At 52.5% G+C, this 19,188-nt stretch carries 15 protein-coding genes; 4 read left to right on the forward strand and 11 right to left on the reverse strand.

What is annotated here, in order from left to right; translation table 11 throughout:
• The first annotated feature begins 40 nt into the window (after positions 1-40).
• A complete protein-coding gene (locus H144_RS0126065; RefSeq protein ID WP_019945058.1) occupies positions 41-715 on the forward strand; it encodes a TetR family transcriptional regulator C-terminal domain-containing protein in 675 nt (224 codons plus the stop codon).
• 2 nt (positions 716-717) lie between these two features.
• Positions 718-2,019 (forward strand): ABC1 kinase family protein, encoded by a 1,302-nt coding sequence (locus tag H144_RS0126070; protein ID WP_019945059.1) that lies wholly within the window; start codon positions 718-720, stop codon positions 2,017-2,019.
• A 27-nt stretch (positions 2,020-2,046) separates the two neighbouring features.
• Here H144_RS0126070 and H144_RS0126075 read toward each other — a convergent pair whose 3' ends face one another.
• The 3 genes from H144_RS0126075 to H144_RS0126085 all read right to left on the reverse strand — a co-directional run bounded on the left by H144_RS0126075 (position 2,047) and on the right by H144_RS0126085 (position 5,233).
• The gene (locus tag H144_RS0126075; RefSeq protein WP_019945060.1) at positions 2,047-3,168 is read right to left on the reverse strand and encodes an AI-2E family transporter; all 1,122 of its coding nucleotides are present in this window, start codon (positions 3,166-3,168) and stop codon (positions 2,047-2,049) included.
• Between the two features lie 115 nt (positions 3,169-3,283).
• Positions 3,284-3,739: a GNAT family N-acetyltransferase gene (locus tag H144_RS0126080; protein ID WP_019945061.1), complete on the reverse strand. Its 456-nt coding sequence runs from the start codon at positions 3,737-3,739 to the stop codon at positions 3,284-3,286.
• Positions 3,740-3,751: 12 nt separating this feature from the next.
• Positions 3,752-5,233, reverse strand: a complete 1,482-nt coding sequence (locus tag H144_RS0126085; protein ID WP_019945062.1) for a cryptochrome/photolyase family protein — start codon at positions 5,231-5,233, stop codon at positions 3,752-3,754.
• 20 nt (positions 5,234-5,253) lie between these two features.
• Here H144_RS0126085 and H144_RS0126090 point away from each other — a divergent pair, with 20 nt between their 5' ends.
• Positions 5,254-6,207 (forward strand): MBL fold metallo-hydrolase, encoded by a 954-nt coding sequence (locus H144_RS0126090; protein WP_019945063.1) that lies wholly within the window; start codon positions 5,254-5,256, stop codon positions 6,205-6,207.
• Between the two features lie 41 nt (positions 6,208-6,248).
• Here H144_RS0126090 and H144_RS0126095 read toward each other — a convergent pair whose 3' ends face one another.
• The 6 genes from H144_RS0126095 to H144_RS0126120 all read right to left on the reverse strand — a co-directional run bounded on the left by H144_RS0126095 (position 6,249) and on the right by H144_RS0126120 (position 16,009).
• Positions 6,249-7,151, reverse strand: coding sequence for a DUF72 domain-containing protein (locus H144_RS0126095; RefSeq protein ID WP_019945064.1), 903 nt, complete (start codon positions 7,149-7,151; stop codon positions 6,249-6,251).
• Positions 7,152-7,220: 69 nt separating this feature from the next.
• Positions 7,221-7,736, reverse strand: coding sequence for a cupin domain-containing protein (locus tag H144_RS0126100; RefSeq protein WP_019945065.1), 516 nt, complete (start codon positions 7,734-7,736; stop codon positions 7,221-7,223).
• Positions 7,737-7,843: 107 nt separating this feature from the next.
• On the reverse strand, positions 7,844-9,442 hold the full coding sequence (locus H144_RS0126105; protein WP_019945066.1) for a SusD/RagB family nutrient-binding outer membrane lipoprotein: 1,599 nt from the start codon (positions 9,440-9,442) through the stop codon (positions 7,844-7,846).
• Positions 9,443-9,452: 10 nt separating this feature from the next.
• Complete coding sequence (locus H144_RS0126110) at positions 9,453-12,617, reverse strand: SusC/RagA family TonB-linked outer membrane protein (RefSeq protein WP_229207997.1); 3,165 nt, start codon at positions 12,615-12,617, stop codon at positions 9,453-9,455.
• A gap of 313 nt (positions 12,618-12,930) precedes the next feature.
• Complete coding sequence (locus H144_RS0126115) at positions 12,931-14,151, reverse strand: glycoside hydrolase family 130 protein (RefSeq protein WP_019945068.1); 1,221 nt, start codon at positions 14,149-14,151, stop codon at positions 12,931-12,933.
• Positions 14,152-14,179: 28 nt separating this feature from the next.
• Positions 14,180-16,009 carry a sodium:solute symporter family protein gene (locus tag H144_RS0126120; RefSeq protein ID WP_033403290.1) on the reverse strand — a complete coding sequence of 610 codons (1,830 nt, stop codon included), beginning with the start codon at positions 16,007-16,009 and terminating at the stop codon, positions 14,180-14,182.
• Between the two features lie 234 nt (positions 16,010-16,243).
• On the opposite strand from H144_RS0126120, the gene H144_RS0126125 reads away from it, so the two are divergent.
• Positions 16,244-17,128, forward strand: a complete 885-nt coding sequence (locus tag H144_RS0126125) for an AraC family transcriptional regulator (protein ID WP_019945070.1) — start codon at positions 16,244-16,246, stop codon at positions 17,126-17,128.
• A gap of 64 nt (positions 17,129-17,192) precedes the next feature.
• Here H144_RS0126125 and H144_RS0126130 read toward each other — a convergent pair whose 3' ends face one another.
• Together H144_RS0126130 and H144_RS0126135 are read right to left on the reverse strand one after the other, a co-directional pair.
• Complete coding sequence (locus H144_RS0126130; RefSeq protein WP_026351010.1) at positions 17,193-18,260, reverse strand: branched-chain amino acid aminotransferase; 1,068 nt, start codon at positions 18,258-18,260, stop codon at positions 17,193-17,195.
• A gap of 143 nt (positions 18,261-18,403) precedes the next feature.
• Positions 18,404-18,964, reverse strand: coding sequence for a cob(I)yrinic acid a,c-diamide adenosyltransferase (locus H144_RS0126135; protein WP_019945073.1), 561 nt, complete (start codon positions 18,962-18,964; stop codon positions 18,404-18,406).
• Positions 18,965-19,188: the final 224 nt, after the last annotated feature.

The raw sequence follows: 19,188 nt of genomic DNA on the forward strand, positions 1-19,188 counted from the left end.
TGAATGAGACTCATCTTCCATAAGTAAACCAATACTTCTGATGGCTACCAAACCGAAGGCATTACCACTTGCGACCGTGGAACTGACTGCCGATAAGATCACCGAGTTATACATGCATTACTGCCTTGAAAACAACAAAAAGCCGGAATCGGTGTATTTGTTTGCCAAGGAGCACGGCTTTACGGAAAAGGAATTTTATAAGTTCTTTACTTCCATTGATTCGCTTGAAAGACGCGTTTTTGTAAGTTTTCATAATCTGGCTGCGACGCTGATCAACCAGAGCGGGGAGATCGACGGCGTGGGTTTCAGGGACAAATTGCTGGCGTATTATTTTACGCTTGTCGAGATACTGACCGCCAACCGCAGCTATGTGGTTTTTGCCTTGAAACAGGACAAGAACAGGCTGAACGGTATTTTGAAACTCAAAGAATTCCGTAACAGTTTCAAGGAATATATCCACGAAATCAGCGACGGTTACCTCAAAGCCAAGAGCGAGCGCATCCGCAAAGCGCAGCAGGATGCGTTGGAAGAAGGCGCGTGGATTCAGCTGCTGCTGACATTGAAATTCTGGATCGACGACGAATCCGTAGGTTTTGAAAAAACGGACCTTTTCATCGAGAAATCCATCCGCGCCACATTTGACCTGATCGACACCACGCCATTGGAGAGCGTGATCGATTTCGGGAAGTTTTTGATTAAAGAAAAATTGAAGTAGGAATGGAGACAATTGACAGCATACCTACTTCCAAAATACGGCGCGCCACCCGGCTCATTTCAACAGGGGTCAAGATTGGGGGAAATTACCTGAAATATTACGGCGAGAAGATCACCAGCCCGGAGACGGCGCGGGATAACCTCAACAGCAACAATGCGGAGGATATTTATGATAGCCTCAAAAGTCTGAAAGGCAGCGCATTGAAGCTGGCGCAGATGCTTAGTATGGAGAAAAACTTCCTGCCGCAGGCTTATGTGGAGAAGTTTTCGCTCTCGCAATTTTCGGTACCGCCGCTATCGGCGCCGCTGGTAGTGAAAACATTCCGCAAATATTTCGGAAAATCGCCCCTCGAACTGTTTGACACTTTTAATCCGAATGCGATCAATGCGGCCAGCATCGGCCAGGTGCATAAGGCCACGCACAACGGCAAAGAGCTCGCGGTGAAAATCCAGTATCCGGGCGTGGCGGAAAGCATTTCGTCGGACCTGGCGCTCGTGCGGCCGATCGCGATGAAGATGTTCAATATCCAGGCGAAGGACTCGGACAAGTATTTCAAGGAAGTGGAAACGAAACTGACCGAGGAAACGAACTACATTCTTGAAATAGCGCAGAGCAGCGAGATCGCCGAAGCATGCAGCCACATCCCGAACCTGCGTTTCTCGAAATACTATCCGGAATTCTCGTCCGAGCGCGTGATCACGATGGACTGGATGAGCGGCAAGCATTGGTCGGAGTTCTGCAAAACGAACCCTGATCAGGCAACGGCTAACAAGATCGGCCAGGCATTGTGGGACTTTTACATGTTCCAGGTGCACCAGCTCCGCAAAGTCCACGCCGACCCGCACCCCGGCAACTTCCTGATCGACGACAACGATAACCTTATTGCCATTGATTTTGGCTGCATCAAAGAAATACCGGAGGATTTTTATTTACCCTATTTCGAGCTGGCCGAACCGGAAAATCTGAACAATCAGGATGTATTCGACGCCAAACTGCGCGAGCTCGAAATCCTGACAGACAAGGATACCGAAGCCGAGACCATTTATTTTTCGAATCTTTTCCGCGAAATCTTCGCATTGCTCACCCAGCCGTTCCAGGCCGAAACGTTCGACTTTTCGGACGAGGAATTTTTCCTGAAACTGGCGGCATTAGGCGAGAAATATGCCAACGACAAGGAGATGCGGAAGATGAACATGAACCGCGGCTCGAAGCATTTTATTTACATCAACCGCACATTCTTCGGGCTGTTCAGCCTGCTGCATGACATTAAAGCGGTGGTGGATACCAAGCAATTTGTAAGCTGACACCAATATAACCGGTCGTGATACTTGTCACGGCTGGTTATCCCCTTCTTCCGAGCCTGGTTTTTTCAGGTTTACAAAACGGAACAGATTGTTATTCGCCTGCTCGGGCGTCTGGTCGCCGAGCAGAATTCCCCACGGTTCCAGTCCTTCGACCCGGTCGAAAATCACCTTCATCATCGCAATGGCCGGAATCGAGAGGAACATTCCCGACAACCCCGCCAGCGCACCGCCTACGAGCACGCCCACGATGGATACCAACGCATTGATCCGCACTTTGGAGCCGACAATGAATGGGACGAGGAAGTTGTTATCAATCACCTGTACTACGACAAAAATCCCCACCACGCCCAGCAGCACGTCTATTTCGGGATGGCTGATGAACGTCACCATGACCGCCAGCGCTGTCGCGACGAGGCCGCCGATGTAAGGCACCAGGTTCAGGATCGCCGCCATCACGCCCAGCAAAATTGCATACTGGACATTCAGAACGAGCAGCCCCGCCGAGTTGAGCACCGCCACGGCCGTCGTTTCCAGCAGCAGACCCACCATATAGCTCTGGATAATGGATTTTATCTGCCCCAATACGTCCAGCACGCGCTGCTTGTGCTCTTCGGCGAAGAGTACCACGGTAAAATGAATAAGCATGGCGCGGTAATAGAGCAGCAAAAACGTATAGATCGGGATCAGGATCAGCGACGTAAGCGGCCCGGTGACGACGCCGAGCGTTTCGGGCCCCTGGAATGTTTCGAGCGTTTTGCTCTGGGCATTTTTCAGGTATTCGGCCTGCTGGCGGTAGCTCACGCTATATTCCCGGCGTATCCAGCGGCGCGCATCGCGGTAAAAATGGTCGATATTCCGTTTGAGCTTCGGCCACTCGTCGGAAAACTCGGCCAGCTGCATGGAAATAAGCACTGTCACCGCCGAAACGACCAATATTGCGATCGTCAATGCCAATGTGATTGAAATCACCTTTGGAATACCCAGCCCGGTGAGCCAGCTTTCCAGCGGCCGCAGCAAAACCGCCAGCAACCCGGCCAACGCCAGCGGCACAATAATATCCTGCCCCAGGTAAATCGCGACCATGATAATGCCGATCGCCAGGAGGGTCAGGGAGGCTTTTTGGTAGAAGGGTTGGGCTGTGTTTTCCACTTGATAATGACGTTTTACCGGCTGATAGAGGACGTTGGATAAATATAAATTTTTCCAGAAATTTTCAAAATAATCACAAGCATATACTGTATCCTTGTTTTATCTTAGAGCAAGTTTAGCACACTATTCCCTTCCCCAAACAAACACTCCGCGATTCTTCCGGGAATTCTCCGAAATGCGGAATGTCGGCGTACCCGAGCTTTCGGTACAGCGCGATTGCTTCCGGCTGGCCGATACCGGTTTCCAGGACGATGCTTTCATAACCCAGTTCGGTCGCCCATTTTTCCAGTTCAGCAACCATGAGCGACGCGATTCCTTTGCCGCGGAATGCGGGTTTGACGAACATTCTTTTAAGTTCAATGGTCCCGGCGTCGTGGGCTTTGAAGCAACCGCAGGCGATAGGGGCACCGTTCTCGTACGCCAGCACGACGGTCGGGAGGCCGGTAATGCGGTTGTATTCTTCATAATCTTCTTTTCTCGTGTTGTAAATGCGGCAGAGTTCGGTATCGAGCTCGTCGGTGAGGGACTGGAAATGAGGATTATCGCTCGTCGTGCGAAGGAATTCGGGCATCGGGAACCGGTTTTATCTTTCAAGACTGCGAAGATAGGTATTTGCATTGCGTATATGCGCTTGCTTCTTTTCTTCGGGCATCTGGTCGAAAGTTTTGAGGAGCATGCCGAGGCGCGGGTTTCGGAGGAAGAATTTGCGGTATTTATCCATAAATCGCCAGAAAAGCCCGTCCCATGTTTCCTGCCATTCCCCTTTCGGGAAGTCGCTCATTTTTAAGAGGTAGTTGCTCGCGCTGATGTACGGTTTGGTGACCATCAGCCCGCCGTCGGAAAACTGGCTCATACCGTACACATTCGGCACCATCACCCAATCGTAAGCGTCGATAAAGAGCTCCATAAACCAGCGGTACGCATCGTCCGGGTCGATTTCGCAGAGCATCATGAAGTTTCCCATCACCATCAGACGCTCGATGTGGTGGCAATAGCCCGTGTCGAGGACTTTCTGAATGGTGATGTCGAGCGGAGCGATGCCTGTGGACGCATTCCAGAAGCTTTCGGGCAGTTTCCGTTTGAATTGCCAGTAGTTGCGCGTCCGTTGCTGGCTACCCTTGATCTGGTACACGCCCCGGACAAACTCCCGCCACCCGATGATCTGCCGGATGAATCCTTCCAGCGAATTGAGCGGTACGTGGTGCTCGTGTGCGTAGGCCAGGGCCTTTTGCACCACCTCCTGAGGGGTAATCAGTCCGGCGTTCAGAATGGGAGACAGTACGCTGTGATGCAGGAAATGCTCGGTCGAGACGATCGCATCCTCGTACGGGCCGAAATGGGAGAAGCGCTTTTCCAGAAACTGGTCGAGCCACGCATGGCTCTGCGCGAAGGAGACCGGGTAGCGGACCTCGTCGGAGATTTGCCCGTAGTTTTCGGCGAAATGCTTGTCCACATATTCCCTCGCTTCCTCCCACGCGTCGGATTTCCGGGGAAAGCAGATCTCCGGCGGCTGCTGCTTTTTGGGGAATTTCAACCGGTTCTGGTCGTCGAAGCTCCATTTTCCACCTGCGGGTTCACCGTTGCGGACAATGAGGATATCTCGTTTTTTGCGCTCTTCGGCATAAAAGTCGGCCATGAAGTAGCGGCGTTTGTTCATGAAGTAATCGTCGAGCTCGTCTTTTGAGAGCAGGAACATCGGGCTGGGATATTCGTTGACGGCCATTCCGGCTTTGGCAGCGGCGCGGCGGAGGCGGGCGGAGAGCCAATCGTCGGTAACGTCGGCGAAATGGATCTCCGAAAATCCTTTTTTGGCTAAGTATGCAGGCAATTTCCGCACATCGGCGTGCTTTTCCTGCGCATCCACATATTCGACCTGAATGTGATGTTCTTCCAGAAAGCCCTTGTAGTTTTGCATGGTTGCGCGGTGGAAGAGCAGTTTTTGTTTATGAAAATAAAACTGCCTGAAAAACAGGGCTTCTTCCACCATCACGACGGGCCGGTCTTTTTCGATCGCCGGGTGCTTCTGGAACAACTGGTGCGGGAAAACGAGCGTGACAGCTTTCATGAATTTTTAGACCCTTTTAAATGAACCTTCGATTAATATTACCAGCCATTCTCCTGCATTTCCTAACCGTCGCGGCCTTCGCACAAAATGGCTTTAAAGTCGTGCCACTGGGCGTGAAGGGCGGTACTGCCGACGGAAATCTTTCCGCGTACATGCTAGCGCCTGCGGGTTCGGATGCGTATGTGTGCCTGGATGCGGGCACGGTGAGCAACGGCATTGCGCAGGCGGTCGCGCGGAAGGCTTTCGATGCCAATGCGGAAACTGTTTTGAAAAAATACATCAAAGGCTACCTCATTTCCCATCCGCACCTCGACCATATTTCCGGGATGATCATCAACTCCGTGGACGATACGGTGAAGCAGGTTTACGCGATGGAGCATTGTATGAATGTCATGAAAATGCATTATTTCAACTGGCAGACCTGGCCGAACCTCGCCAGCGAGGGTAATGCGCCCGCATTGAAAAAATACCAGTACCAACTACTGACCGCCGGCACCGAAACGCCGCTGGCAGGGACTGAAATGACGGTGCGGGCTTTCCCGTTGAGCCATTCAAAACCCTATTCCAGCACAGCTTTCCTCCTCCGCAGCGGCGATGTTTATGCACTGTATTTCGGCGATACCGGACCCGACGAGGTCGAGCAAACGACGCATATGCAGCAGGTATGGGAAGCCGTGGCGCCAATGGTGAAGTCGGGGAAGCTGAAAGGGATCTTTCTGGAAGTGTCCTATCCCAATGCGCAGCCCGACCGGCATTTATACGGCCATCTCACGCCGAAATGGTTTACGAAAGAGCTCCAAACACTGGGTAACCTGGCCGGTAAGGATTATTTGCGCAACCTGAATGTGGTCGTCACGCACATCAAACCTACGGGCAACAACGAGGCGGTTATCCGAAAAGAGCTAGCCGACGCCAATACGCTCGGACTGAGCCTCATTTTTCCGGAACAGGGCGTTCCATTCATTTTGAAATAGTATACCCAAAACAAAGGCGGGTGAAGTGCCCGCCTGTCTGATTATTTGAATAAAGTCACCTGCCCGCTGGCGACCCTCGGGTCGTAAGGCACTTTGAGGTCCATGCCGAGCTCGTTGTTGATCTTTTGGATCAGGTACGACGATAGCAGCGGCGACGCTTCCTCGTGATTTTGGTGCACGAAAAAGTAAATGTTGCGGATCCCTTCCTCAGTCCACAGTTTCAGGCGTTCGAACCAGTCGTCGAGGCGGGTGTAGTCGGAATCGACGTTGGCGCCGTTGTAGCGGATGAATGCCGTGGGCGTAGTCAGGCGCATATGCAGCAGGTCGCGGCGGCCGGCCGAGTCGGTAACGATATGCGTGATGTTTTTCTTTTCGAGCAGGCTGTACAGGTCTTCGGTGTTGAATGTATCGTCGTACCAGCCCGTGTGGCGGAGTTCCAGCGCGAGCGGGAAGCCGGACGGCCATTCTTCGAGGTAATCGCGCAGTGTTTCCCAGTTTTTAGGGCCAAAATTGTCGGGCATTTGCAGGAACAGCATACCAAGCTTATCCTGTAAATGGGCGATGCCGTCGAGGTAAACTTCGGTGGGCTCTTTGGCTTCTTTCAGCCTTTTCCAATGGCTGATGCCCTGGTGAAGTTTCGGGAAGAATTTGAAACCTTCGGGCGTTTTGGTATACCAGGTTTCGATCGTCTCGACCGGAAAGTTGTTATAAAAGGTCGCATTGAGTTCGATGCTGTTGAACTGCGTCGCGTAGTACGCCAATTCGTCTTTGGTGCCTTTCGGATAGAAACCTTTGAGGTCGGTTTTGTTCCATTTGGCGCATCCGATGTAGATTCCGGGCTTTTCGGCCGTTTTGGCCGCATTCAGAAGTGCCTTGTTGGCGGCGGCGTCTTCCGGCAGCTTGAAATCTATGTCATCGGGGTTTTCAACTTTTCCGAATTTCATAACTGGCTAATTTAGGATGAATATAATGCAACTGGCAAGCCGGTATGGCTTGCCAGTCGGTAAGGCGGATTATCTCCCGAAATCGTCCTGCACGCGAACGATATCGTCTTCGTCGGACGGGTTGGAAGGGTCGGTGTGCTGCCAGATCTCGGCTACGAAGCCCCATTCGTTCACACCTACCAGGCGGTGGCGTTCGCCTTTTTTGAGGTTCACCACGGTACCGATGGGTAGTTGCTGCAATTCGGTTTCCTCGTCGGTGTCGCTGATCACGATGCCGGCATTACCGCCGATCACTTTCCAGATTTCGGCGCGGCGGTGATGGTACTGCCACGAAAGGCGTTTGTTAGGCGCTACCACGAGGATCTTGGGGCTCAGCTTTTCATAACCGGCAAAGTCGGCGAGCGACAAATGCGGGAAGAATGTCGAAATGAATTTGGGCGCCTGGCTTTCTTCGAGTACAAAGAAACCGCCCCAGGGACGGGAGTGATCTTTGGCTACGACGGTAAAACCCTGCTCATCTATAAACTGCTGTACTTTTTCGAAAACCTCATTTTTATCGGCATCAGCCGTGAATGATTGTATCATAACCGGGATTAATTAGTGAATCAGGTGAAGTTCAAAATTAGGATAAAAAACAAAAAGATGCCCCAAAATATTCAGGGCACCTTTTGAATTATATCTACTAATTTATACTATTTGTCCCACCATACTTTGGTGGTGAAATCGTCGGGCAGCGTGGCGCCTGTCTGATAATTCGGGTTGCCTGCCACTTCGTTGGTCGGATAGCGGAGTCTTACGGGAATGGTTCCATTGGTTACGTTGCCTGGGTAGTTGGTGGCCGTGAGTTTGGGGAAGCCGGTCCTGCGCCAGTCGCTCCACGCTTCCCACCAGTTGAAGAATTTGTTCACCCACATTTGCTCCCCGATCATTTCCAGCGCCGGCTTGGTGGTGCCGTACGGGTAGGCGGTGAGGTAGGCAGCCACGGCGGCGTCGGAAACAGTCAGCGAGGCGTCGTACGGGGTGTACATCTGCATCGAAGCTTTCACGCCGGCGTCATAATGCGATTTCGCCGTGCCTGCAATGCCGGTGCCGATCTTTCTTTCGATTGCTTCCGCCAGCAAAAATTCTACTTCGCCGTAATTCATAATCATGTAGGGGTCGGAATCCTGCAACATTTTCACATTAATGCGCGAGTAGGTTTTAGCCAGGTTCACGGCCCCGCCTTCCAGCTTGTCGAGCATGGCCTGGTCGTAGCCGTTCGGCATACCTTTCTGTTTCAACGGGTCAACACTGATGGGTGTAAAGCCTGCGGCCGTCCATTCGCCGATACCGCCGCTGAGTATCATCAGGCGCGGATCATCATCGGCCACAGCGCCTTTGTTGGTGCCTTTCAGGAAGTCGATCAGCGTCGCGCTCATGTACGAGGGCTGCCCGCCATCGCCCGGGTCGAATGCGCGGGAAATACCGTTCTGGTTCACCCATTCGCTCGGGCCGTCGGCCATCGCTACCCACACGTTGTCGGCATTGCTGGCAAACACACCGCCGGCAGCCGCTTTGGTTACATAAGTGGCTGCTTTTGCGGCGTCCACGTTGGAAATACGCATCGCCAGGCGTAGCATGAGCGAGTACCCGAACTTCTTCCACTTGGCAATGTCGCCTTTGTAAATGAAGTCGGCCGCGGCGAAGCCTTCGTCGGCATTGCTGGTGCTCAGTGCGGCGGACGCTTCATCGAGTTCTTTCAGCAAATCGGCGTACACCACGTCCTGGGTGTCGTATTTTGGGAAGAAAATGCCTTCGGTGCCTTTGTTGGCTTCGCTATACGGAATGTTGCCGTAAAAGTCGGTCAGGCGCGCAAAACTGAATGCTTTCAGAATGCGGGCCGCATTGCGCATGTTGACATACTTACCTTCCGCAAACCCACCGGGACCCGACTGTTTCAGGATTTCGGCGATGTTTTTCAACTGGTCGTTGTAGGTAAATTCAAACGGCGCGGCATTCGTTTCCGCATTCACGGTGTATTTGTCGCCCGGCGCGATGCCGCCGCCTGCATTGGCGAGCTGCTGGATCGCGTACGAGCACCAGCCGATATTCGTCCGCCAGTCGATGTAGCGGTTATCGCCCGTAGAGCCGTTGGAAGCAATACCCAGCTCCACGGTTGTGAACATCAGGTTGAGGTTCACCTGGTTCAAGGCCTGCGGGTTAATGTTCAATTCATGCAGTTCATCGGTGTCGCACCCCGTCACCAATAGCACCGCCAAACCATATTTGATGTATTTATTGAAATTTTTCATGTCGCGATAATTAGAATGTTGCTCTCAGATTGAAACCGTAACTGCGTGTGGAAGGGAAACCGAAGTAGTCGAAGCCCTGCGAGTTTCCGTTCGAATAGGTCGATTCCGGATCTACGTTATCGATGTTTTTGAACAGGATAGCGAGGTTACGGCCTACGAATGAGATGCTCAGGTTTTGCAGCGGGGTTTTTTCAAGCAATCGTTTCGGGAAGGTATAGCCGATCGTCATTTGTCTCAGTTTGATAAACGACGCGTCGTAGAGGAACATCGGGGTCACTGCGTCCGCCTCGCCGCCTACCGAGTTCCAGTAGTCGAATGCTTCGCGCGGGGTGAGTGTTTTGCTGAAAGGCTTATACTCTGTTCCTTCCTGTACTACACCGGTGACGGTCAATGGTGCTTCGCCTTCTCGGCCTTGCAATGATTGCTTGCTCACGCCCCATTGCGTCAGACGCATGTTGGTGCCGGAGAGAATATCGCCGCCCCATTTGAAGTCAACGAGAAACGAAAGGTCTATGCCTTTGTAGTTGAATGCGTTAGTTAAACCGCCAGTCATTTTGGCAATACCATTACCAATGACTTCATAGCCCGCCGATCCGACAGGACGGCCATCGTTGTAAAATACGGGTTGGCCATCGGGTGACAGTTTCTGCACACGGCCGGTGATCATACCGAACGGTTGGCCGACGATGTTCTTAATGAATGCATTACGTGTCCTCGGCTCTTCCATTACCAGCTCTTTGGTGCCTTCGATGAGCGATTTCACCTTGTTGTTGTTTTTGGCAAGGTTCAAAGTCACATCCCAGGTCAGGCTGTTGCTTTTGAATGGCGTAGCTGTGATAAGGAGCTCGATACCGCGGTTTTGCAGTTTACCCAGGTTCACGGAAGTGCTTCCGAAACCGCTGGCGCGGGAAATGGTAGCATTCAGGATATCGTCGGTCGTCTGCTGATCGTAATATGTGAAATCGACGCCCAGCTTGTTATTGAACACGCGGAAATCGATACCGAACTCTTTTTCGGTCACGGTCAGCGGTTTCAGGTTCGGGTTGGGGATGTTACCGCCGTTACCCATTGCCTGCGAGAACGAAGCCATCGGGTAGCCCAAATGCGGGTTGCCGTTCAGCGAATAGGTCAGGTTGGTAGAATACGGGTCGATCGTTGCATTACCCACCTGCGCCCACGAAGCACGGACTTTACCATACGACAGCCAGGACGGCAATCCCTTGAATGCATCCGAGAACACGAAGCTCGCTCCGACAGACGGGTACAGAATGCTGTTAGTCGCCGGGTTCAATACCGAGAACCAGTCGTTACGCGCCGTGGCGTTCAGGAAGAGGTAGCCATCCCACGAAAGTTCGGCCGATCCGAGCAGGGAGTTGATACCGCTTTCGGAGAAGTTATAATCCCAAGATTTACCTTTCACGTTGTTGATCGCCGGGAAGAACTGCACGTTGAAGCCATTTCCGTAGATATTCTGGTACTCGTATTTCCGTCTCATGCGGTTACCGCCGGCAAATGCGTTGATACCGATTTTACCAAATTCCTTGTTGAAGCCAAGGGTGTATTCTAGGTTCAGCTCCTGCACGTCCCACGTACCCATGCTGCGCGCACCACCGCGCTGGTAGCCCGTGCCTTCGGGCGTGAGGGCTTCGCCGCGGCGCTGGTATTTGTCCAGACCGGCCCGGCCCTGGATGTACAGCCAGTCGGTGATCTGGTATTTCAATGCGCCGGAGGTAATGATCCGGTTTTTCTTGTCGGTTTTGATAAACTGGTGGGTTACCCAGTATGGGTTCTGGCCCCAGTTGTTGTTGGCTTGCTGGAACTCCTCACCAACTGTTTTTCCGAAAATACTGAGGCTGTTGGCGTCGGTTCCGGCAGGGATCGCACCCGGTTTGTTCGGATCGCCGTAGTAGTCGAGGACACTGTAATTGCCCGGCGTGCGCCAGAGTGCCTGGATCGCGTTACCGGGCGAGTCGGATACGTTGGGGCGGTTTTTGGCTTTTTCTTCCGAGTAGAGCACTTTCGCATCCAGCGTGATCCGTTTGCCGAACTTGGCATTGGTGGAAAGCGAAATGTTGATCCGGTCGTAACCCGAATTCGGGATGATCGTCGAGCTTTTCAGGTTCGTTACCGACGCGCGGAAGTTCTGGTTTTCATTGCCGCCGGACAGTGCGATGTTGTTGGTAAATGCATGACCGGTTTTGTAGAAACGGCTGAAATTATCGCCCTGGTAGGAGTATGGCCGCATTTTGCCGTCGAAACCGATTACCTGGCTATTGTCGTATTTAGGGCCCCACGAATCGTCGCCCCATTCGTAAGCCTGTTGCTGGGTAGCCGGTTTGGAGGCCACGCCATTCACGTAGGAGCCGCTTCCGTACGAATGCTGCAGGTCGGAGAGGTCGTTCAGTTTTTCAAAAACATAGTTTGAACCGATCTCGATGCCGATGCCTTTCCGCTTGGTACCACGCTTGGTCGTCACGTTGATAACGCCGTTCGCCGCGCGTGAACCGTAAAGTGCCGCCGCATTCGCACCTTTCAGCACCACCACCGATTCGATATCGTCGGGGTTGATGCTCGACAGACCGTCGCCCTCATCGGAACCGCCCCAGAGACCGGCCTGGCCGAAGTTGTTGTTGTCCATCGGGATACCGTCGATCACGTACAATGGCTGGTTGTTGCCTTGCAGCGACTTATTGCCACGGATGATCACGCGCGAGGAACCTGCGGGACCGGAGGCGATTTTGCTCACGTTCACCCCGGCTACACGTCCGGCGAGTGCATTACCGAGGTTGGCTTCGCGGGCGGCGGTCATATTCGCGCCGGCCACTTCGGTAATGGAGTACGCCAGCGAACGTTTTTCACGGCTGATACCCAATGCCGTTACCACCACCTCGTTGAGCGCGGTGGCTTCGGCGGTAAGAGAAATGTTGATGGTGGTGGCATTGGCTACGACCACCTCGCGGCTTACGTAACCGATATAACTGAATGTTAAGGTTTTGCCTTTATCCACGGTGATGTTGTACTCACCTTTGTCATTAGTGGTGGTACCCCTGGTGGTACCTTTTACGACTACGTTGACGCCGGCAATTTCCCCGCCGGCAGCGTCGCTTACTTTCCCGGACACCGTCATTTCCTGCGCGTACCCCCTGAGGGAGAGCACAGTGAACAGTATCAGCATCTTAACTAGTAGATTTTTTTTCATACAGTCCGTACTTCTGATAGGTTAAATTGGATACTTAAATAGAGGTATTGGTAAACAAAAACTCAGGTCAAATATACCGCCGCCAACTCCATAACTGTATAGTGCTTTTTTATCTAAAAATAACACATTTTTAACACTTTTTTAACTTGTATGTTAAAAATATTCTATTGAAAAAGTGGACTATTGTGCGCTATTGTCTGAATATGGGATATTAACTACATGCTCTCGAATAAATTCGAAACAGCATGCTGAACAAAAATTGATCTCTTTGTCCGATCATACATATACGTTATTGATTCCAGGTGCTATTTTCGGGAAGGCTTGCGGCGTGTTGGGACGAAAGAAAACGGAGGTTTTTTTCGATCAGAAGTGACAGCTTATTTCGGGAAGAAGCGGTGGTGAACCCGTCGGGTGCGGTTTGGGTGACGTAATCGAGCAGGCGCTCTACAGAGGTGGCAGCTACGTGCAGGCGCGTGTCCGAAGAGCCGTAGTAGATAAATATAGTGCCGTCGTCATCCATTATCCAGCCGTTTGAAAAAACCACATTGGATACGTCGCCAATGCGCTCGCCGCCTTCAGGTGCCAGAAAATAGCCGGCGGGTTTGAAGGTAACGCGGGATGGATCGCGAAGGTCGGTCACGAAAAGATACAGCACATACCGCAGCCCCGCGGCCGTATGGCGCACGCCATGTGCAAGGTGCAGCCACCCCAGCCGCGTTTTGATCGGCGCCGGGCCCTGGCCGTTTTTGGCTTCATACACGGTATGGTACCGTTTCGGGTCGATGATCGTTTCCGTGGTGATCACCGCACGTTCTATGCAGGGCGACAGTCCGAGCGCGATCCCGCCGCCATTACCGGCTTCGATGAACGAATCCTGCGGGCGGGTATAAAATGCATATTGACCGTCGATGAACTCGGGGTGTAAAACAACGTTCCTTTGCTGGGCTGAACCGGTTTGCAGGTCGGCGAGACGTTCCCAACTCTCCAGATCGCGGGTGCGGGCGATGCCGCATTGCGCAACGGCCTGCGACTCGTTGCCGGGCGCGGCGGCCGGATCCTTGCGTTCGGTGCAGAAGAGGCCGTAAATCCAGCCGTCTTCGTGGGCGGTGAGCCGCATGTCGTACATATTCACGTCGGGGTCGGCGGTGCCGGGCATGATGAGTGGATAAGGCCAGAATTCGAAGCCGTCGATACCGCTGGTGCTTTCTGCGACGGCAAAAAACGATTTTCTGTCGTAACCTTCCACCCGCGCCACGAGCAGGTATTTGCCATCCAGTTTAATGGCTCCCGCATTGAAAACTGCATTGATCCCGAAGCGTTTGGCGAAGAACGGGTTGCTGGCCGGATCGAGATCGTATTCCCAGAAAACCGGCACATGCCCGGCCGTGAGTACGGGGAATTTGTACCGGTCGTAAGTCCCGCTGCCAGGGCCGAGCTTTTCGTTGGGAGTTTCAAAAAGCCGGCGCTTCTCGCTTTGGATGCGCTGGAAACGCTCGTTGAAGATGGTCATGAGATGTCGGGGGAGTTTTGTCCGGTACTTATTCTTGCGGCAGCCTGCGGTACCATGTTTTCCAGAGAATGGCCGAGCAACCGAGGAAAACAATGGTGGCAATGGCCGTTTCGGAGGGTAATTTCAGGATCAGGAACACCGGGGCCACGGTAATGGCCGTCTGCGCGACAATGCCTATCATTACATTGAATAAATCCTGCGAAAACTGCCGGTTCGGCACGAATGATGGCTCATCTTTTTGTACTTCCTCGCGAACAGGCGCCCAGAAACCCCAGGGATTGACTGTGCGGTAGAACTTTTTCAACACTTCCATTTCCGTCGGCTTCGCGGCAAACGACCCCGCAATGGCACCTGCGACGGAAATGCCGAGTATGAGCGGAAAGTAGCGGAGCGGCAGCGTGCCTTCGAACACATGCGGGCATACGAGCGCGCACACGATCCCGGCCAGCATTCCCCAGAAAAACCCGGAGCTGTTGAACCGCCACCAGTACCATTTCAATACGTTCGAGGCAATGTAGCCGCCGTATAATGCCGACACGATCCATTGCAGAATGCTGTTCACGTCCCGCGCCAGCAGGCCGAGCAGGATGCTGACGCAGACGATCACTACGCCGGAAATATAGGTTACACGCGTGATTTCGCGGTTTCCTGCGCCCGGATTGACCGAGCGCAGGTAAATATCATTCACAAAATAGGCCTGCGCCGCATTGAATGTCCCGGCAAAGGTGCCCATGAATGCACCCATTAAGCCTATTAGCACCAAACCCAGCAAGCCCGACGGAATATGATTGTTGAGCACAGCGGGGAGCACCTTTTCGAAGTCGGTATGAACTGCATTGGCGATGCCCGGTTCATTGAAATACAGCAGTGCGAGCACGGCCACGCCGGTAATAAAGAGGTAGCGCGTGGGCAGGAGTACAATGTTGACGATCATGCTCATTAATGCGGCTTCGCGGGGCGAGCGGGTCGACAGGATTTTCTGCATGTCGTAGTTAGGCGCGGGGCCGGCGAGACTTGCGAGAATGCCTTTCGCAGCCATGAGCGCGAAGAAGTAGCCAAAGGGGGTGAAATTGTCCTTTTTCAGCTTTTCGGCGGCAGCGGGAAGCCGTTTTGTCCAGTCGAGATCAAGGTCTTTGCCGAAGAATAAGTCGGTCCAACCGGTGGGAACATGCAAATGACCGGCATCCGGGAGTGCCGAGTAGGCCATCGCGGCGACGGCAATGCACACGATCATCATAATCAGGTAATGCAGCATATCGGCCCAGACAATGCTTTTCATCCCGCCTAGCAAGGCATAGCAGGCCGTAAAAATCGTGAAAAGGACACCATAGCAATGGGCAGTATAACCGGCTGGGACATCGAACGGCACGAATGGCGCGACGACCTGCCAGGGGATGAATATTTCGATGAATTTGCCCAGCCCGATGAAGCCGTAGGCCATAAAACTGAGGCAGCTGAGCAATGCGAACACGATGATGATCTTATGCGAAAGGCCGGCCCCATGCCGGTCGCCGAAACGGAAAAGCATCCATTCCGCGCCGGTAGCCGCATTGGAGCGTCTGAGCCACATCGAGAGATACACCATCATGAATATCTGGTTAAATACCGGCCACAGCCACGGCAGCCAAATGCTTTTTACGCCATATACCACCATTATCGCAACCATCCAGGCCGTGCCGGAGAGGTCGAACATGCCCGACGCATTGGAAATGCCGAGCATCCAGAAAGGCATGGATTTGCCGCCCAGCAGATAATCGTTCTTGCTTTTTGCCGCCTGCCGTTTCAGGTAAAACCCGATCAGCAGGACTGTTGCCAGGTAAAGGAATATGACGAGGAAGTCGATCGCCCGGATGTTCATCGGTTTACCGGGCAATCGATCCGCGTGTGGTACAAACTTATCGACAAATGCGCCGCAGGATATAATACTTTTTTATCCATGATTAGACCAATACTAACAGTTTATAGGATTTTAGGAAGGGTGTCGGATGGAAGAATTAACAATAAATCTCTAAATTGTTACCACAATATAACATCGCCGCGCACAACCTGAAACCTCATTTTTCGATTTAATTTAAAAGATCCCATTTAGCCTATGAGTGAAATTTACCGAGAAATTACGCCATTGACGCAGTACGATTGCTTCACGGTTTTCGACCGACGGAAAATTATCTTCGATTTCCCGCTGCATAGCCATGAAGAGTACGAATTGAACCTCATTTTGTCGGGCAAAGGCGTGAAACGGGTGGTAGGCGACCACACTGAGGTGATCGACGACGCCGAACTGGTGCTGGTTGGCAACAATCTGCCGCACGGGTGGTTAACCCATAGCTACCGGTGGGAAGAAGGTATGCCGGAAATCAACGAAGTGACGGTGCAGTTTCACCGCGACCTGTTCGACGAAAAATTCCTGAAACGCAACCAGTTGTTCTTTGTCCGCTCATTACTGGAAAAATCGGCCAAAGGCATATCTTTTTCCAAAGAAACGATCGAGCGGATCAAGCCGAGGCTGACTACGCTGGCGCAGAAAAGCGGTTTTGATTCGATGCTGGAACTGATGTCGATCCTGCACGACCTGTCTGTTTCGCGAGATATGCGGACGTTGTCCAACAGCACATTCTCCGACGAGAACGTCAACTACAACAGCCGGCGGATCGAGAAAGTGTTCGCATTCATGCGCGACAATTACGATAAGGAAATCAACCTGGCCGATGTGGCGAAGCTGGCGGGTATGTCGGAAGTGTCGTTCAGTCGCTTCATAAAAAAGCGGACGGGAAAGACGTTCGTGGAAAGTTTAAATGAGATCCGTCTGGGGCACGCCTCGCGGTCGCTGATCAATACGACGAACACGATTTCGGAGATCGCTTACAAATGCGGGTTCAATAACCTGTCGTATTTCAACCGGATTTTCAAAAGCAGGAACGGCTGCACGCCGAAAGAATTCCGGGATAATTACTCTGGGACGCGGACTTTTGTGTAGGAATGATTGAATGACCGAATGATTGAATATTCATTCATTCGGTCACTCAATCGTTCGAAATTCATTAAACTTTCAGCATCCAGCCGAAGATATCCTCTTCTTTGCCGGTGCGGAGGTCGGTCAGATAAGCTTTTACTTTGCTTACGAACGAATCTTCCTTGATTTCGGGCAATGCGTAATCTACGCCTTCGTACGCGATGGTCGCGAAAGGAGAGATCACTACGGCAGTACCGGCACCGAATGCGGCTTCGAGCGTTCCGGCTTTCAATGCGTCGATGATTTCTTTCACGCTGATGCGGCGCTCTTCCACGGGGATGCCCCAATGCTCGGCGATTGCTACGATGCTTTTGCGGGTGATACCATCCAATGTGGTTTCAGAAACGTGCGGGGTGAGCAGCTTCCCGTCGAGCATGAACATGATGTTCATTGTTCCTGACTCTTCGATGTAGGCGTGATCGCGGGCGTCTGTCCAGATCAGCTGATCGTAACCTTCCTGCTGGGCGAGTTTGGCCGGGTAGAGCGAACCTGCATAGTTACCTGCGCATTTGGTAGCGCCCACGCCGCCTTCCGCGGCACGGATGAAATGTTGTTCCACTTTCACGCGCGGCGGTTTGGCATAATAAGTGCCTACCGGACTGGTGAAAATGATGAAATAGTATGAATCCGACGCTTTGACACCGATATACGGGTCGGTAGCGAACATATATGGACGAATGTACAGCGAGCAGCCCGGCTGAGAAGGAACCCATCCTGAGTCGAGGCGGAGTAGCTCGGTAAGGCCATTCATGAAAATCTCTTCCGGGATCTGCGGCATACAAAGGCGCTCCGCGGATTTGTTGAGCCGTTTCCAGTTATCGATCGCGCGGAAAAGCAGCACTTCGCCCGCGTCGTTTTTGTAGGCTTTCATTCCCTCGAAAATAGCCTGACCGTAATGTAGCGCGGCGGTAGCAGGGCTTAGCGAGAGGTCGCCGTAAGGGACGATGCGGAGATCCTGCCATTGTCCGTTTTTATATTCGGCGATAAACATATGGTCGGAGATGTTCCGTCCAAAAACGAGGTTGTTGAAGTCAACCTCCTGCAAACGAGACTGGGTGGTTTGCTGAACTTCAATTTGTACTGTGTCGGCTGTCATGATGCCAAAAATTTAATTTTTCAAACGCTTTCCGAAGCTTACGATCAGAAAAAAGGCAGGATTTGGAGACCCCGGCGCATTCTTTCTTAAGTCCCGCAATTTAAAGAATTTAATCTATAAATAACTGATATTTAGTATAACAATTATTTTCCCTTCGCAACCCTCGGCTGCCAGGTAATTTCTTCGATTTTAAGCTCGTATGCCATGGCCCGGCAGAGCATGAACAGGTAATCGGACAGGCGGTTGAGATAGCGGACCACGACGGGTTCCACTTCCTCGCCCTGCTGCAAATGGATCACCGCCCGCTCGGCCCTGCGGCATACCGTGCGCGCCAGGTGCCCGAACGACACGGAAGCGTGCCCGCCCGGCAGGATGAATGCCCGCAGCGGCGGTACCTGCGCGTCGATTATGTCCATTTCCTTTTCGAGCAATGTGATGTCTTCGTCGCGCAGGTCGGGCAGGATTTTCTTCTTCTGATCGGGCTCGGACGCCAGGTGCGAGCCAATGGTAAAAAGCCGGTCCTGGATTTCTTTGAGGAGTTCCTTGCGGCTGTCGTTCACAGGCTGGTCGCGGAGCATTCCGATGTAGCTGTTCAGCTCGTCGACGGTACCATACGCGTCGATACGCACATGCGCCTTGCTCAGGCGCGTCCCGCCGATGAGGGAAGTGGTGCCCTTATCGCCGGTTTTGGTGTAGATTTTCATGAGGGGAATTAAACTTTTGCCTTCTTCGCAGATTCGGATTTAACGAGTTCTTCGATGGTACATTTTACAGTTTCCAAACTCGTAAACTCCCTCTCAATCTCGCGCATTTCCGCTGCGTTATGGCTGTTTCTGATAACGGCGATCTTATTCGCCTTGAATGGTTTCATAATAGTAGCGTGTAGTTTGCTTGTGGGCGGACCAGCTGCTAATCGGCCTGCTATCCA

This window comes from Dyadobacter beijingensis DSM 21582 (assembly GCF_000382205.1).
Taxonomy (GTDB): Bacteria; Bacteroidota; Bacteroidia; order Cytophagales; family Spirosomataceae; genus Dyadobacter; species Dyadobacter beijingensis.

Excerpts from the sequence above, each read along its gene's own strand:
- H144_RS0126065 (WP_019945058.1), top strand. The coding sequence starts at position 41 with ATGGCTACCAAACCGAAGGCATTACCACTTGCGACCGTGGAACTGACT.
- H144_RS0126070 (WP_019945059.1), top strand. The coding sequence starts at position 718 with ATGGAGACAATTGACAGCATACCTACTTCCAAAATACGGCGCGCCACC.
- H144_RS0126080 (WP_019945061.1), bottom strand. The coding sequence starts at position 3,739 with ATGCCCGAATTCCTTCGCACGACGAGCGATAATCCTCATTTCCAGTCC.
- H144_RS0126085 (WP_019945062.1), bottom strand. The coding sequence starts at position 5,233 with ATGAAAGCTGTCACGCTCGTTTTCCCGCACCAGTTGTTCCAGAAGCAC.
- H144_RS0126090 (WP_019945063.1), top strand. The coding sequence starts at position 5,254 with ATGAACCTTCGATTAATATTACCAGCCATTCTCCTGCATTTCCTAACC.
- H144_RS0126095 (WP_019945064.1), bottom strand. The coding sequence starts at position 7,151 with ATGAAATTCGGAAAAGTTGAAAACCCCGATGACATAGATTTCAAGCTG.
- H144_RS0126100 (WP_019945065.1), bottom strand. The coding sequence starts at position 7,736 with ATGATACAATCATTCACGGCTGATGCCGATAAAAATGAGGTTTTCGAA.
- H144_RS0126105 (WP_019945066.1), bottom strand. The coding sequence starts at position 9,442 with ATGAAAAATTTCAATAAATACATCAAATATGGTTTGGCGGTGCTATTG.
- H144_RS0126110 (WP_229207997.1), bottom strand. The coding sequence starts at position 12,617 with ATGCTGATACTGTTCACTGTGCTCTCCCTCAGGGGGTACGCGCAGGAA.
- H144_RS0126115 (WP_019945068.1), bottom strand. The coding sequence starts at position 14,151 with ATGACCATCTTCAACGAGCGTTTCCAGCGCATCCAAAGCGAGAAGCGC.
- H144_RS0126120 (WP_033403290.1), bottom strand. The coding sequence starts at position 16,009 with ATGAACATCCGGGCGATCGACTTCCTCGTCATATTCCTTTACCTGGCA.
- H144_RS0126125 (WP_019945070.1), top strand. The coding sequence starts at position 16,244 with ATGAGTGAAATTTACCGAGAAATTACGCCATTGACGCAGTACGATTGC.
- H144_RS0126130 (WP_026351010.1), bottom strand. The coding sequence starts at position 18,260 with ATGACAGCCGACACAGTACAAATTGAAGTTCAGCAAACCACCCAGTCT.
- H144_RS0126135 (WP_019945073.1), bottom strand. The coding sequence starts at position 18,964 with ATGAAAATCTACACCAAAACCGGCGATAAGGGCACCACTTCCCTCATC.